Here is a 13,711-nt window from a genome sequence, read left to right on the forward strand (position 1 = left end):
GGTAATGCTTCATAGCCATAGTCTTCCAGGACTCCCATCCACCCGAACCACTCAAGATCCAGGTTCCAGGTGTCCAAGATCAGGGGTCAACTCCCCCTTCTCCACGGCAAACTGCAGCGGGTCGGTCCAGTTGGGCGGGTTGCCCCCGGAGCCGTAGGACAGGTTGATGACACGGATCGGGTTGGCCGGGTCGTCATTGCGGTGCTTTACTACCCAATCGATCGCCGCGATCATCTGTGATACGTCCACAGCACCGCTTGCGGCACCGATCTTGACCGACGTCAGTTTTGCGTCGGTGGCGATGCCTTTCGCGCCGGACTCCTTGTCGTTGCCGACGATAATGCCGGCCAGGTGTGTGCCGTGCCCATACGTGTCCAGGTACCGCAGTTCCGGCGCCTGCGATTCGAACGACAGATCTGGTCCGTTGACCACGCTTGCAGCCGGCAATCCCGGTACCGGCGCAACACCGGTGTCGATCAGCGCCACACCCACCCCCCTGCCGGTCAATGCGGCAGCAGGGCCGGTGTCCGCACCGATGATGGCGCGTACCGCGGTCAGCGACGTCGCCGGCGACGCGGTATCCGTGGTGCTCGCCCACGCCGTTCCGTCTGTCCGCGACTCCGCGGACCGCAACATCCCAGGCATCGGGGCGCTCAACGCCGCCGGGATCGCCACCAATGCGATCATGGCACTGACTCGGCGCCGCCGACGCGAATCCATCTGGTTGTGGCCCACCCTGCACTCCTTCGCCGGGATGTTGACTGTGCTGCACCAACGATCACCGCAAGCGCGCGCTGCCGTCACCATGTAGCCCGACTTCGAGCCAACCGCCCGACAGGCTCAGACCGGTCGCAGTACACCGATCCGGCCGATTCAAGTCGAAGTCCTCAGGGCAGCCGACCTGCAACCGATGGAGGTTCCTGCTGTGTTTGTCGCAGGGCCGGTACGCCTCGAGTTCGGCGTACCACCTCATCGAGGCGGCTCGCGCCGATCGACTGGGCAGATCACGTTGGAGGTTGAATGGGGCCGGACGAGCTGACATCCGCGTCGCCGATGCTTGCGACGATCGTGAACACCCGGTCCAACGCGGTCATTCGGAAGATCCGTAGCAACCGCTCATGCGGGGTGGCCAGCGTCAGTCCAGCACCGTCGTCACGCAGGCGCTTGTGCACGCCGACGAATGCACACAGCGCAGTCGAGTCCAGGAACGCCACCTCGGTCAGGTCGACTATCAACGCCGTCGCACCGTCGTCGATGCAGCCGTGCAAGACCCGCCGAAGCTGCGCAGTGGTGGCGATGTCAAGTTCACCCGAAACCATCACCACGGTCCGGCCAGATACGTGTGTCACGGCGATCTCCACCATGGGCCTCCCGACAACCGGCGGCCAGACATCCGCTCCGACACATCGGAGACCGCGCCCGGCACCGCAGTTGTCGAAGCGCGGGCGGATGCCTGCCGCCCCGTCGCGACCAGAGCATTGAGATGCACCGATCGGGCATCTGAGGTTGCCGCCGGATGCGGCGGCCGAGAATCTTCATGAACTCTTTGACGACATCGACGGCGAACCTGCTGACGAGACTTTGACCTTCGGCGTTTGACGGCGTCGACTATCAGGTCGATCTCTCCTCGGCTAACGCGGGCAAACTCCGCGGAGCGTTGGCACCGTTCATCTCAGCCGGCAAACGCGTGGGCGGCCTCTCCGTCTCCAACGCAGGCCAGTACGTTGGCTCGCCACTCACGTGTACCGCTACTGCAATGGGTGATCGCTGAGACGATCCCGCGTTTTCCATCTCGGCGAACACTGATCGGGCGCCTATCCGAACCGCGACTGTGGCGTGCTGGGCTATGCCTGGCAGGTGGTGGGCATGCCGAAGCTGCGTGAGTTCGGTTGGTACGTCTCGTTCAAACCGCCGAGGTGGGGAGCAGCCCGATACGGCCGTGGTAGGTGCCACCGAGTTGGTCGGTGTCGGAACCGACCAGGAGCCCAGCGGAGCAGGTGACGAGGACTTCGACGCCGACGCCGCGGCTGTGCGTCGGGTTCCACGGCAGTGCTTTGCCGGTGACCGGGTCGACAGCGGCGATCCCCGGCCTTGATACGGCACCCGGGCCGGCGTTCTTACGACCGCGGGGATTGTCCATCCACTGCTGGTGTCCACCGACGTACACCGCGGCGTCGGTAACCGCGACAGACCACAGGGTGTTACCGCCGGTCCGGTTCACCCACACGGGCTGATGCGCACCAGCACCAGCGACGTCGAACCGGGCGACACTGTCACACATCAACGTCGGTCCCGCCATCCCCCCGGTCGCGGCGACCGCGAGGTACGAACCGTCCGGTGCGAAGTCAACCCCCCGCAGATAGCTGTCGTACAGGGTCTTGCACTTGCGGGCATAGATCTCAGTCGACCACCCGCTTAACGCCGTATCCGGGCCGCCGACGTCGGCGAGCAGCAGTTGCGCGCGCGGCGCGCCGGTGGCGGTGTCGAACGCGCCGACTGCGGCGAGGCGGGCACCGTCCTGCGTGACGGCGACCGTCTCGACCTTCACAACGCCACCGTCGCGGCGCGCCAGCCGCAGGTCGAGCCCAGCGTCCACTCCACCGGTCGTGGCCGACAGGCGTGCTAGACCAGCTCGACGCTGCCCGCCGATGCTGGTGAAGCTGCCTCCGATGTACAGCCACGCACCGGACGATGTCATCGTGCGGATCTGTCCTGCCCCGGCGGTGGCGGTGAACCCCGCTACCCGCTGGCCGGTGCCGACGTCCAGCTGGACCAGGCCGGGCCAGGCATCGCCGTTGACCTTCGTGAACGTGCCCGCGGCGTAGACCGTCCCGCCCGGCCCAGGCGCGACCGCAGTGACCCGGCCGTTCACCTCGGGCGCGAAGTCCAGCATCCGACCGGTGCCGAGCTGGAACGCGAACAGCGACCGGCGCACGGCACGACTGCCGGTCGCCGCGTCGGCGACGCTCGTGAAGTTCCCGCCGACTACGACGGTGTCACCGACCACCGCCATCCCGGCGATCGCCCTGTCCAGGACGTTCGGCGTCCATACGACCGGCCGTTGCGACACCACACCATGCAACGCGTGCCCAGCAACCGCTGCCCCAGCGGCCACCACCAGCACAGACACCAGCACAGACACGGCAGTCAACGTTCGACGCATCAGACGGCACCTCCCCCCACAGCGACAGCGACGCCGGGCCCGACACACCCGGCATGACGTTCAACGAGACAGGCGGCGGACCGGCTGCTGACACAGAGCAACGTCGTACAGGCCGTCCTCGGTCCGACCGGCACACGCCCCGATCCGCGAGCCGCCCAGTCGCGGATGTCGCGGTTGGTGGGAACAACACCTTGGGTCGGTCGTACGGTGGATACGTGGAGCAGGGCGCTGAGGCCGACATCGCCGCCCTGCTCCACGAACTGGATCAGCAGGCACATGCCTGGCGTGTGGTCCTGGACCGGCTCGCCGAGCTCGGTGTGCCGGCCACCGACCTGGTCGGACAGCACGCCAGACTCGACCAGGCGCAAGCCATGATCAAACACCTCCGCCGCTCGGACAGTACCCCGGCATCCCCTGCCTCCAAGACCAGTGGACCGCCGCAGCGGCAGGTACCGCCGCCCGGATAGTTACCTGCTGCAGCACAGACAAGGCTTGACTGCAACGCCGCGCCTGTGTTCAGCGCCTGTTCGTCCTGATCAGGCGGTGTAGGTGGCGATGGCGTCACGTAGGCCGGTGGACATGCTGGCGAGGGTGGCGGCGGTCTGCTGGGTTTCGGTGGCTCCGGTGGTGACGGCGTCGGCGGTGCGGGCAACGCCGGCGATGCTGGCGGCGATGTTGCCGGCGCTGGTGGCGGTCTCGGCGACGCTGCGGGAGATCTCCGCGGTGACAGCGGTCTGCTGCTCCACAGCCGAGGCGATCGTCGCGGTGTAGTCGTTGACCCGGCCGATGACTTCGGCGATCTGCCCGATCGCGGCGATCGTGCCGTCGGTCTCCTGTTGGATCGCGGTAACCTGCGCGGCGATCTGCTCGGTTGCTCGTGCGGTCTCCTGCGCCAGGTCCTTGACCTCCCCGGCAACGACGGCGAAGCCTTTCCCGGCGTCACCGGCCCGGGCCGCTTCGATGGTGGCGTTGAGGGCCAATAGGTTGGTCTGTTCGGCGATCGCGGTGATGAGCTTGACCACCGACCCGATCTGCGCCGATGAGGCTCCGAGGTTCTGCACCGACAGCTGCGCTCGATCGGTGATCTGCGCGGCGTCCGCGGCCACCCGGGATGCCTCGGTAGCGTTGGAGGTGATCTGCCGGATCGCCGCGCCCATCTGCTCCGCCCCGGTCGCGACGGTCGCGACGTTGCCCGACACTTGGCCCGCCTCGCCCAGGACGGCGGCGGCCTGCCGCGACGACGTCTGCGCCGACCTGGACAGCTGCGTCGCGACGCTCGACATCAGCGCCGACGTGTCGGTCAGCAGGTGCGCACTGTCTGCGACCCGGCGGACCGTGTCACCGACCGCGGCCGCGGTGGCGTTGAGGGTGTCGGCGAGCTCCCCGAGATCATCGCGGGTATCGACGTGGACGCGGGTGGTCAGGTCCCCCGCACCGATGCGCCGCAACGCCGTCATGCACCGCTGCAGGCCGGTGGAGATCAGCCGGGCCAGCCCGAACGCGAGCAGCAGCCCGAACGCCAGGGTCCCTACCAGTACGGCAATAACGACACGCAGCGTGTGACGGTAGCCGGCGTCGGCCTGCTCCTGCTGCGCCCCGGCGCTCAGCTCGGCTTGGGTCACAAGGGTGTCCAGCGCGGCGGAGACCTGGGTTGTCAGCGGGGCGATCTTCGTTGTGCGGACCGTTTCGATGCCGGCTAGGTCGCCACGTGCGGCGAGTGGTTGCAGTTCGCCGCGCAGGACCGTCAGATACGAGGACCATGCGGTGTCGAACGTGCCCAGAGCCTGCTGTGCCGCTGGCGTGAGCCCGTGCGCACGTACCGTCGCCTCGGCGTCCGTAACGGCCCGGGTGGTGGTGTCGATCGCCTGGGTCTTCGCAGTGACCGTCGCCGGAGTCTGGGCGAGGAACAGGTCCAGGGAGTTGATCCTGGCCTGATATACCGCGTCGCGGAGCCGACCGGTCGCCTCGACTTGGCGGGTGTGCCCGGCGACCGTGTCAACCCGCGCGTTCGTGGTGGCCAGTTCCTGCAGCGCGAACACGCTGTCGACGGTGCTCAACCCGGCAACGATCGCCACCGCCGTCAGGACCTTTGTACGAATCCGGAGATCGCGGATCCACGCCCACCAGCCCCGCCGAGTCGCATCCGCCGTCTGTGTCGCCACCGCCTCGACCCCCCAAAGCAACCTGCACCGCCTCCGCAACCATCGGCACCCTCAAGAGCACCCTGAGCCAATCGGCAGCGACACCCGCGGCACGGTCCGGTCGGCCCAGAAGGATGTGACGCTGCGTATCGCCGCCGTAGAGCCAGACCGGAAGTGCGTTGGGCCTGGTAACGCCATGGTTGGCGTCGGCGTCGCGACTCCGGCGATTTCCGCAGTGGCGTCAAGCGCGGCGGCCAGAAGCTGGTCGGCCGGCAGGACTGACGGCAGTACGCCAACGACGCGGTTTTCAGCATCAGTCAATTACTGAAAGTATTTGTCGATAGGTAAAGATTGTCCTAATTTGATAGACGTTTATCGATCTGCTGGGACTGGGGGGTCTGATGCTCGACGCCCAAGGTTGGGACCCATTCGGTGAGCCGGTCGACGGCGTCCGCGCCGACCCACGACTTCTCGCGCAGCCGGACCGACTCGGGCTTCTCCGACGAGCTGCTGTTCGTGTTGGCGCCGGCCCGCGGTGATGGCGGCGAGCGCACCGGCTGGGTCGGCCGTGACGACGACGTCCCCTTCATCTCCACGCTGGCGTGAGCACCCGCCTCTTCGGTGACCGGGTCACCGTCGACCACGCCCGTGTCCGGATCGTCGGCCGAGTGGAACCGCTTCGCCGGCTTGCCTGCGAAGCGCGCCGCCGCCGTCGAGTGCAACGTATTGAGCCCACCGTTCGCCCTGGCGAGCAACTCGACGATCCGGTGCAGGCGTATCCGGAACGGGCACCTACCGGACGGCGCGCCTGCCCGTCCTTGGTCTGCTTCGAGCCGCGGTCGCGGCTGATCAGACTCACTGCGCATCGCCGTACTGCAGCGCATCGCCGTACTGCAGCGCGCCAGCGTGTCGGCAAAGCAGCCATGGCAGTGAGCACCACGACGATCAGGCACTTCACGGAAGTTCGTGCTCGATGCGCGGCGCATTCCTAGCGGCGTGACCGACTCCGCCAGTGACGTGGACGATGGCGCAGCATCCGTCGTTTGGAGGCGGGGTGGTGAGGCCCATCCGGTATGCCTCGTGCCAGCGGAGCCCTTCTGCGCTAGCCGTACCCACAGTGGCTGGGCGCGCCGGCCACTCGGAAGTGTGACGGACCGTCGATCTCTCGTGTCAGGCAGACACCGGTCATAACCTGAGCGCATATGAGCAGCCCTCCCGCCTATCAGGCGCTCGCCGCCAACCTGCGGCGAGCAATACTGTCGGGTGTATGGAGGCCAGGTCAGCGTCTACCGAGCGAACAACAGCTGCAGGCGTCGAGCGGGCTGAGCCGCACCACTGTCCGCGAGGCGCTCCGCCAACTCGGCGCCCAGCAGATCATCACCATCCATGGCAGGCAGGGCGGCAACTACGTCGCGGTCCCCGACCCCGACACAATCAGCAGCACCTTCGCCGCGGGCGTCGGGCGGCTCGTCGCGGCCGGTGCGGTGACCCTGCACGACGCGTTCGAGGTCCGGCGCATGATCGAAGTCCCAACCGCCGGCCTCGCCGCCCAACACCGCACACCGGCCGACCTCAAACAGCTTGAGGCGGCGCTATTCAACCCGGACAGCGATGACTTGCACCAGTGCCTCACCGCCCACGCCGCGTTCCACCGCGCCATCGCCGCGGCAAGCGGCAACCCGATCCTGTCGATCCTGGCCTGGCCCCTGTACGAGGTCACCCCTACGCAGATGCAGGGCAACCCATCTCCTGCGGTGTGGCAGCAGATCGACAGCGACCATCGGGCACTGGCGCAGGCGATCCGCGATCACGCTGTCGGGCGCGCCGAAGCACTCGCCGCCGCACACCTCAAGCGCCTACAGCCCGCTGACTGAGTCACCTGTGCCGAGCGGGTCGGCCCTTGGACCCACGCTGGACGGCGGCTACGCAAGGGGTGACGGAACGTTCGGCGAGCCTGGCAGCTCGGCGCGGCAGCTGCCGTGCTGCGGAAGGCGATGGTCTCGGTAGGACGCACCGCAGCCACGCCAACCTGCACCCGGCCTCCCCCCGTGAGCGATCGCACACCTGCCGCGGTACCGGTTCTACGAGTGGTGCACCAACCGAGCTGCAACCGAGCGTGGAATACCGCGAATGCGAGGATGACGCCCCGCCTGCCTCCTCGACATTGCCGTGATGGCTCAGCCGGGCGGGCGCCTCGGGGCGCCTCGGGGTCGCGCTCAGGTCGTTGCGTTCCGAGATCCGCGTCGAGCATTACCTGGATCGTGTCGGGGTCATCCGCGCCATGATGAGTCGGGATGGCCCACCAGGCCGTCGAGCAGTACCTCGCCGTCAGGGAAGCGCCACTTGAGGTACGCCGTGAAGGTGGCGATGTATGCGATCTCGTCGGCGTGCAGTTCCAACGTCGGTCGAGACCTCCACGACGCATGCAACCTCACTGGTCCACGGCAGGCCGGGTTCGCGACGCTCACATCGCCGTATCCACCGTCGTGCCGGGGGCACCGCCCATCGCCGCGGCGAATGTCTCCGGTCGGGATCCGTGGCGCTCACCTGGCCATTCTCACCGTCTCGCCAGGGCACGGTCCACCTCCGTGGCCTGGCGTGACGTGATCGGGTGCGTGTCGAGATCCACAATGGATGAGATCTCCGGGTATGTGGTACATCGGCCAAGAACCTGTACCGGAGATCTGTGGACACCATGGGGGGACACAGCTGCATGTCCTAACCGACGCGCAATGGACAGTGCTGGGACCTTTGCCGGCCAGGCGGAAGCGGTCGGTCGACCGCACGAGTGCGCTCGACGAACAGTTCCTCGACGTCACGAGGCTACGCTAGCGTGATGGCGTTCAGCGACGGGCAAGGCTGGCTCCAACTGGGCGAACTCACTCTCGCACTGCTGCTCTCCGCAGTCATCGGCCTGGAGCGGGAAATCCGGCAGAAGAGCGCCGGCCTACGCACACACACCGTCGTCGGATTCGCAGCCGCGCTCATCATGCTGGTGTCAAAGCACGGATTTACCGACGTCGTCGGCGACCATGTCGTGCTCGACCCATCCCGCATCGCCGCCCAGATCGTCTCCGGCATCGGCTTCATCGGCGGCGGCCTGATCTTCGTACGCCGCGACGCAGTCCGCGGCCTGACAACCGCCGCCGTGATCTGGCTGACCGCCGCCGTCGGCATGGCCGCCGGCGCCGGGCTGTGGCTGCTTGCCGTCGCAGCAACCGCCGGGCACCTCCTCGTCGTGCTCGCCTTCGCCCCGCTGTCGGCCTACCTGCCCCGCTCGAAGTACGCGCCATGGCGCTTACGACTGACCTACCTCGACCGCCACGGCGTGCTGCGCGCCGCGATCGCCGCCTGCACCAGCCGCAGCTTCACGGTCGCCGAACTCTACGTCGAGCAACCTCGGCGCAACGAGGAACCGCCCGTCGTCACCGTCCTGCTCACCCTCACCGGCAGCCGAGACGTCACGCCGTTGATCGCCGCGTTGACCGACCTCGACGGTGTTCTCGCCGCCGCCGTCGACGATCCATCCGCCGGCAACGCCTGAACGCACACAAACCCCCCGTCACCCGCGTTCTACACGGTCAGCTGACGTCTGCGAAATACGGTTGGGTCATGGCAGAGATCGGCTGGTGGTGGTGCCCCCTCTGCAGCACCTTCAGGAACCCGTCCTGGCTCGGCCGGCACGGCGAGGCCGCCTACCACCAGTTCGGTCAGCCACCCTTCATCGCCCGGCACGCCCTCATCAACGCCCACCAACTCGATAAGAGCGCCACCTGCACGACCCCACCGCTTCGCGAGTGACCGCAGAACCTGCGACCTCCGAGTGTGTAAGGCCTGTCCAGCGTTATGGAGTTCCTCCGTGGACTTGGCGTTCTCTGGCGTCGAGCCGTAGATCACGCACCTCATCTGGTCCAGGCTGATCTACGTCGAGGTGGGTTCCGTCTCGTTGAGGACGGCGTTCGACGTCGCCGGTGGCGGCCGTGATGCGGCAGCGATCTCCGGACAGCTGCGCCTCCTCCGCAGGGCACGCACCCTTGGCCTGTACCGCTTCGTAGCCGGAGCTTCGACGGCTCGGTCTCTGCCGGAACCTGCTCCCGCGCGCTTTGATGGAACGGTTCGCCGCCGTCCGGGGTGCGAGGAGGCGCCGGACGGCGCCTCCTCGGTCCCAACCGAGGAGGACGCCGCCGATCCTCGTGTTGCGTGCGAGGAGGGTCTGTCGACCGAAAAGACACATCGGCGTCGCGGCTTATACGGTGGCGAGTTGTGGTCCGCTGAAGTTTCGGCGTAGCTTGCGCTGCAACGGGGACTGGATACCTCGGGTCAGGTGTGACGATTGTGACGGGCGGACGGTAGAAAGACTGTCACTGCAGCTGTAAGGGTGGACTGGACGGCTGCGGCTTCACCTGCGGTTGCGTAGTACACGAACGCGTCGCCGCGGCCCGGGGCGCTGATCGCCAGGATCCGCAGTGAACAGGCATAGCCGGTGGCCTCGGCGGCGAGCAGAATCTGTTCGTCGGTGGTGTCCGTGGACGCTGCGGGCCGAATGGTGATGATCGTGGCGTTGCCTCCGGACATCAGCTGGCATGCGAGGAATAGGTCGACGATCGATGTTGCCGACGCGGCGGGTCGGGTGGCTCGCGGCCATTGCATCGTGACGAGGCTGACCGGTTGGCCTTCGGTGTCGAGGGTGTCGAGTTCGGCGATGTCTGCGGTGTCGGTGAGGGCGAGGTGTGTGCGGCCGGTGGCGTGGGCCGCTGCGCGCAGGTGGGGGTCGTTGTCGAAGTCGAGCACGGCGTGTCCGTGTTCGGTGTAGATGAGGATGAGCTGCTTGGCGAGGTGTGCTGCGAAGTCGTTGTCTGGGTCGGCTGCAACATCTCGGTCGTGCTGTTCGCGTCGATGGTCGAGTTGCCATAGCACGACCGGTTCGTCCTGACGGGCAGCCAGCCCGTTCGAGGCGGCAGTGGGGTTGCTGTCGTGAGGTTCGGGGTGTGGTTGGCGGTGCATGCGCCAATTGGGAAGTGCCGTCATGGGCGGGTGGCTCCCACGGGTGGCTGTGTTCGCAGTACCGAAGTGCCCAACATGCCCGTCCAACAGACGGTGGTGCAGGATCGGCGGGGGCAACGGCGTCCGACAGGAGTTGGTCAACGTGCCGTGTTGGGCACGGTCCAGGCAACAGAAGCCAACAGCATCGGCGTGTTGGGTTGGTCGGACCGAACACTGCACCGCGGCCGACCGCTGTTGCCTGCTGTTGCCCGTTGTTGGGTGGACAAGACCCGGCAGTGATCCGAACCGGTACCTAACACGCCGTCGAACGGTCCGACCTGTCAGACGATGTTGGGTCGGGCCGCCTGGCCGTTCGATGAGGCGATGTCGCACGGCACGGCCGAGTCACCGACACCGGTAGCCACCTGGATTTCGCGCCGGAACTCTGGTCTGTGTGCCGTCCAGTGCAGGCTTGTCCGTTGCCGGAGCGCAGGGACGAGGTCCCGGTTGATCTGCTGCCACGACAGTCGACGCTGCGGAGCTGCGGCGGTGCGACCGGCAACGTCACCCAACTGCCCGGGTACGACCGGCATCAGTTGCGTGTTTCGGCAGGTGAGCGATCGTGCGCGGTGGTGGCCGGGCGTGGTTCGGATAGTTCACCGGCGGGTTCACGACGTCGGTGGTGGGGCCGTGGATGGGTGCTGGTGTTGGGTCGGCGTGCGCGGATAGGTCATGCGTCACCACTGGGGTGGTGCGATCTGTCGTAGGGAGTTCTGCGCATGTCTGCTGGTCCGTACACTGCTCGGGCATCGGTCCGGTCGTCTGGTCTGCGTGCTCGTTCCTGGCCGTCGGGGTGGCCTTCGTCGCCGTTGGACGTGGCTGAGCGTGCCTTTGACCTGTTGGTGCAGCCGCCGTCGCAGGTGGGGTTTGACGGGCGGGGGTTCGACGGGCTTCCCGATCGGGTGTTGTCGTTGCCTGAGTTGCGCCGGTTGTTGTTGGCGTGGGGCACGCCGGTCGCGGTTCGTGATGGGGTGTGGCGTGAGCTGGTGATCCGGGCGCGTCGGGATGGTCCGGCGTGGGTGGTCGCTGCGGTTGGTGTGGCGATGCCGGGTCTGCGTCGGCTCGCCGGCCTGTTGGCGGCTGGGTGGTGTGGCGACAGTGATGATCTGGACTCGGAGCTGATTGTCGGGTTCGTTGCGCGGTTGCAGACGGTGGACCTCGCGGAGCCGCGGATCTGTGGTCGGCTCATTGATGCCGGGCTGCGGGCGGCGCGCCGGGCGCGGGACCGCGAAGCTGATGCGCAGTTGGTGCGGGCGGCTGTGGCCGGGCCGATCGCGCCGGTCCTGCCGTGGGATCACCCAGATCTGGTCCTGGTCCGTGCGGTAGCGGCCGGTGTCCTGGATGCGGCCGAGGCGAAGCTGATCGGCGCGACCCGCCTGGGTGAGGCGACGCTGGCCGACAGTGCACGGTTGCTGGGGGTCAGTGCGGCGGTGGCGTCGTCGTGGCGGCGTAAGGCCGAACTGCGGCTGGCGGCGGCGATCCGTGCGGGTGACCTCGCGTTCGTGCCGTTGCGTCCGGATGCGGCTCGGCGGGACTGACGGTAATTACGGCGACTGCGCTGGTCGTCGCGAAGCCGAGTTCCCTCGGTTCTCTTTCGTGGGAGGGGCTCCGTCTGGCGTTCAACAGTGCACCGAGCAACGGTGGTGTCCACAGCCGTGGATGTGGATGTCGAAGTAGCTGGTGTTGGTGGCCTGTTGGGTGGCGGTCCGCCCAACAGTGCCGTGTTGGGTGGCGGTCGGCAGCCATTCGGAGGCAAGACATCGGTCTCAGCAGAGGCCGGTGTCGGCGTCCCGGTGCCGGGGCGTGACCGGCCGGTGTGGCTGTGTTCGCGCTCGATCACTCGCGGCTGGAAGGAGCGATGCTCCCACGGTCTCGTCCCGGTTCCGGCGGCGCCTTCGTCCCTTGATGTGAGCCCCGCCTGGCGGGGCAGGAGGTCCGTCATGTTCCGCCGCATCGTCTACCGCACCCCCTACCGCACCCCCTACCGCATGGTCTGCCGCATCGTCTGCCGATTCTGCGCGTTCGCGGTCACTGTGCTGATCGTCGGCCTCATCGCAGTACCAGCATGGGCTGCACCACCGACCGACCCGAATCCGACGGCGCGTATCAACGCGATCATCACGAACATCACGAACTGGGCCACCGGCCTGTTGATCGGGCTCGCCACCTTGTTTTTGACGATTGGTGGTCTGCGCCGACTGACGGCCGGCGGTGATCCGGCCGAGATCGAGAAGTCGAACTCGGCGTTCAAGAACAGTTTGCTCGGATACGCGTTGGCGGTGCTGGCGCCGGTCCTGCTCGGTGTCGTCAAGGGCTGGATCGGCGGCTGACGTGGACAGTTCGATCGGTGGCTACATTCTCGTGCCGATCCTCACGTGGTTCAGCACGGCGGTGCTGTCGGCACTGAACGGGCTGTGGGATCTGCTGGCAGAAGGGGTCTTCGACAACCCGGATGTCACGACGCTGCCGCAGGTGGCGGCGTTCGCCGCGACGTCGCTGCGGATCGTGAACAGCTGTTATGTCCTGGCGTGGTTGTGGGTGGCGGTGCTGGTGCTGGGCCGTGACACCGTGCAGAGCCGGTACGGTGCGGAGGAACTCGTTCCGCGGCTCATCGTCGGGTTGGTCGGGGCGAACTTCGCGCTGCCGGTGTGTTCCGCCGCGATCACCTCCGCGAACGCGTTGACCGGCGCGTTGACGGGGCAGGACGTCAGCTCGTCGAAGTCGATGCAGCTGTTGCGGAACACGACGATCGCGTCGATGAGCACGGCTCAGCAGCAGACGCCGGCGTCGTTGCTGTTGGTGGTGCTGGCGGTGCTCGTCACGGTGCTGGTGGGGATGCTGCTCATGCAGTGGATCGCCAGGGTGGGACTGCTGATCGTGTTGGCCTGTGTAGCGCCGATCGCGTTGGCGCTGCACGGCACCCCGCAGACCGAGGGGGTGGCGAAGCTGTGGTGGCGCACGCTCGGTGCGACCCTCGCCACCGTGCTGATCCAGGCCGTCGCCCTGCATACGACGATGACGGTCTTTCTCAGCCCGGACGCGAATCTGAAGGTGCTGGGCTGGCCGGGGCAGGGCAACCCGGTGCTGAACCTGCTGGTTGTCCTGTGCCTGTTCTGGGCGAATGTGAAGATTCCGGGCCTGATGCGTCAGGCCGTCACGCGGTCGAAGCCGAACCCGGTCGGGGCGATCCTGCGGATCGTGCTGATCCAGCAGATCACCAAGAAGCTGCGCCTGGGCGGCACCCGCAGCGCCGCCAGCGCCCGGGCATCCAGCGGGTCGGTCGGCGGCGCTGGCGGCCCGCGCCGGCCGGCCGGTTGGCCGCTCACCTGAAGGAGTACGCATGTATCAGGACCCTGATCCGGAG

Annotated in this window: 15 protein-coding genes and 1 pseudogene; 9 read left to right on the top strand and 7 right to left on the bottom strand. The window is 67.2% G+C overall.

The window, feature by feature from the left end:
- Positions 1 to 51: 51 nt before the first annotated feature.
- The gene (locus ACZ6TV_RS53040) at positions 52 to 636 is read right to left on the bottom strand and encodes a S8 family serine peptidase (RefSeq protein WP_465309064.1); all 585 of its coding nucleotides are present in this window, start codon (positions 634 to 636) and stop codon (positions 52 to 54) included.
- Here ACZ6TV_RS53040 and ACZ6TV_RS53045 point away from each other — a divergent pair.
- Positions 524 to 811, top strand: a complete 288-nt coding sequence (locus tag ACZ6TV_RS53045) for a hypothetical protein (RefSeq protein WP_465309068.1) — start codon at positions 524 to 526, stop codon at positions 809 to 811. The genes ACZ6TV_RS53040 and ACZ6TV_RS53045 overlap by 113 nt on opposite strands.
- A gap of 193 nt (positions 812 to 1,004) precedes the next feature.
- Here the strand turns inward: ACZ6TV_RS53045 and ACZ6TV_RS53050 are convergent, their stop codons facing one another.
- Positions 1,005 to 1,364: an STAS domain-containing protein gene (locus ACZ6TV_RS53050; protein WP_465308996.1), complete on the bottom strand. Its 360-nt coding sequence runs from the start codon at positions 1,362 to 1,364 to the stop codon at positions 1,005 to 1,007.
- A 275-nt stretch (positions 1,365 to 1,639) separates the two neighbouring features.
- On the opposite strand from ACZ6TV_RS53050, the pseudogene ACZ6TV_RS53055 reads away from it, so the two are divergent.
- Positions 1,640 to 1,771 (top strand): annotated as a pseudogene (locus ACZ6TV_RS53055) (hypothetical protein); the annotation flags it as partial.
- A gap of 132 nt (positions 1,772 to 1,903) precedes the next feature.
- Here ACZ6TV_RS53055 and ACZ6TV_RS53060 read toward each other — a convergent pair.
- Entirely contained in the window at positions 1,904 to 3,163 is a 1,260-nt protein-coding gene (locus tag ACZ6TV_RS53060; RefSeq protein ID WP_465308998.1) for a PKD domain containing protein, read from the bottom strand.
- A 215-nt stretch (positions 3,164 to 3,378) separates the two neighbouring features.
- On the opposite strand from ACZ6TV_RS53060, the gene ACZ6TV_RS53065 reads away from it, so the two are divergent.
- Positions 3,379 to 3,630, top strand: a complete 252-nt coding sequence (locus ACZ6TV_RS53065) for a hypothetical protein (protein WP_465309000.1) — start codon at positions 3,379 to 3,381, stop codon at positions 3,628 to 3,630.
- A gap of 69 nt (positions 3,631 to 3,699) precedes the next feature.
- Here the strand turns inward: ACZ6TV_RS53065 and ACZ6TV_RS53070 are convergent, their stop codons facing one another.
- Together ACZ6TV_RS53070 and ACZ6TV_RS53075 are read right to left on the bottom strand one after the other, a co-directional pair.
- Positions 3,700 to 5,325 (bottom strand): methyl-accepting chemotaxis protein, encoded by a 1,626-nt coding sequence (locus ACZ6TV_RS53070; RefSeq protein WP_465309002.1) that lies wholly within the window; start codon positions 5,323 to 5,325, stop codon positions 3,700 to 3,702.
- A 335-nt stretch (positions 5,326 to 5,660) separates the two neighbouring features.
- Positions 5,661 to 6,170 (bottom strand): hypothetical protein, encoded by a 510-nt coding sequence (locus ACZ6TV_RS53075; protein ID WP_465309004.1) that lies wholly within the window; start codon positions 6,168 to 6,170, stop codon positions 5,661 to 5,663.
- Positions 6,171 to 6,506: 336 nt separating this feature from the next.
- On the opposite strand from ACZ6TV_RS53075, the gene ACZ6TV_RS53080 reads away from it, so the two are divergent.
- Positions 6,507 to 7,178, top strand: coding sequence for a FadR/GntR family transcriptional regulator (locus tag ACZ6TV_RS53080; RefSeq protein ID WP_465309006.1), 672 nt, complete (start codon positions 6,507 to 6,509; stop codon positions 7,176 to 7,178).
- 396 nt (positions 7,179 to 7,574) lie between these two features.
- Here ACZ6TV_RS53080 and ACZ6TV_RS53085 read toward each other — a convergent pair whose 3' ends face one another.
- On the bottom strand, positions 7,575 to 7,703 hold the full coding sequence (locus ACZ6TV_RS53085; protein ID WP_465309008.1) for a hypothetical protein: 129 nt from the start codon (positions 7,701 to 7,703) through the stop codon (positions 7,575 to 7,577).
- 437 nt (positions 7,704 to 8,140) lie between these two features.
- On the opposite strand from ACZ6TV_RS53085, the gene ACZ6TV_RS53090 reads away from it, so the two are divergent.
- Together ACZ6TV_RS53090 and ACZ6TV_RS53095 are read left to right on the top strand one after the other, a co-directional pair.
- A complete protein-coding gene (locus ACZ6TV_RS53090; protein WP_465309010.1) occupies positions 8,141 to 8,848 on the top strand; it encodes an MgtC/SapB family protein in 708 nt (235 codons plus the stop codon).
- Between the two features lie 68 nt (positions 8,849 to 8,916).
- Positions 8,917 to 9,105: a hypothetical protein gene (locus ACZ6TV_RS53095; RefSeq protein ID WP_465309012.1), complete on the top strand. Its 189-nt coding sequence runs from the start codon at positions 8,917 to 8,919 to the stop codon at positions 9,103 to 9,105.
- A gap of 519 nt (positions 9,106 to 9,624) precedes the next feature.
- On the opposite strand, the gene ACZ6TV_RS53100 is transcribed toward ACZ6TV_RS53095, so the two are convergent.
- Positions 9,625 to 10,332 carry a hypothetical protein gene (locus tag ACZ6TV_RS53100; RefSeq protein ID WP_465309014.1) on the bottom strand — a complete coding sequence of 236 codons (708 nt, stop codon included), beginning with the start codon at positions 10,330 to 10,332 and terminating at the stop codon, positions 9,625 to 9,627.
- Positions 10,333 to 11,156: 824 nt separating this feature from the next.
- Here ACZ6TV_RS53100 and ACZ6TV_RS53105 point away from each other — a divergent pair.
- The 3 genes from ACZ6TV_RS53105 to ACZ6TV_RS53115 all read left to right on the top strand — a co-directional run bounded on the left by ACZ6TV_RS53105 (position 11,157) and on the right by ACZ6TV_RS53115 (position 13,677).
- Positions 11,157 to 11,885 (top strand): hypothetical protein, encoded by a 729-nt coding sequence (locus ACZ6TV_RS53105; RefSeq protein WP_465309016.1) that lies wholly within the window; start codon positions 11,157 to 11,159, stop codon positions 11,883 to 11,885.
- 402 nt (positions 11,886 to 12,287) lie between these two features.
- The gene (locus ACZ6TV_RS53110; protein WP_465309018.1) at positions 12,288 to 12,677 is read left to right on the top strand and encodes a pilin; all 390 of its coding nucleotides are present in this window, start codon (positions 12,288 to 12,290) and stop codon (positions 12,675 to 12,677) included.
- Position 12,678: 1 nt separating this feature from the next.
- Positions 12,679 to 13,677: a conjugal transfer protein TrbL family protein gene (locus tag ACZ6TV_RS53115; protein ID WP_465309020.1), complete on the top strand. Its 999-nt coding sequence runs from the start codon at positions 12,679 to 12,681 to the stop codon at positions 13,675 to 13,677.
- The last annotated feature ends 34 nt before the right edge of the window (positions 13,678 to 13,711 follow it).

The sequence above is a fragment of the Dactylosporangium sp. NPDC051087 genome (genome assembly GCF_055586325.1).

Bases quoted from the DNA above. Each gene is read 5' to 3' on its own strand.
- ACZ6TV_RS53080 (WP_465309006.1), top strand. From the start codon at position 6,507: ATGAGCAGCCCTCCCGCCTATCAGGCGCTCGCCGCCAACCTGCGGCGA.
- ACZ6TV_RS53110 (WP_465309018.1), top strand. From the start codon at position 12,288: ATGTTCCGCCGCATCGTCTACCGCACCCCCTACCGCACCCCCTACCGC.
- ACZ6TV_RS53060 (WP_465308998.1), bottom strand. From the start codon at position 3,163: ATGCGTCGAACGTTGACTGCCGTGTCTGTGCTGGTGTCTGTGCTGGTG.
- ACZ6TV_RS53040 (WP_465309064.1), bottom strand. From the start codon at position 636: ATGTTGCGGTCCGCGGAGTCGCGGACAGACGGAACGGCGTGGGCGAGC.
- ACZ6TV_RS53050 (WP_465308996.1), bottom strand. From the start codon at position 1,364: ATGGTGGAGATCGCCGTGACACACGTATCTGGCCGGACCGTGGTGATG.
- ACZ6TV_RS53100 (WP_465309014.1), bottom strand. From the start codon at position 10,332: ATGACGGCACTTCCCAATTGGCGCATGCACCGCCAACCACACCCCGAA.
- ACZ6TV_RS53090 (WP_465309010.1), top strand. From the start codon at position 8,141: ATGGCGTTCAGCGACGGGCAAGGCTGGCTCCAACTGGGCGAACTCACT.
- ACZ6TV_RS53095 (WP_465309012.1), top strand. From the start codon at position 8,917: ATGGCAGAGATCGGCTGGTGGTGGTGCCCCCTCTGCAGCACCTTCAGG.
- ACZ6TV_RS53075 (WP_465309004.1), bottom strand. From the start codon at position 6,170: ATGCGCAGTGAGTCTGATCAGCCGCGACCGCGGCTCGAAGCAGACCAA.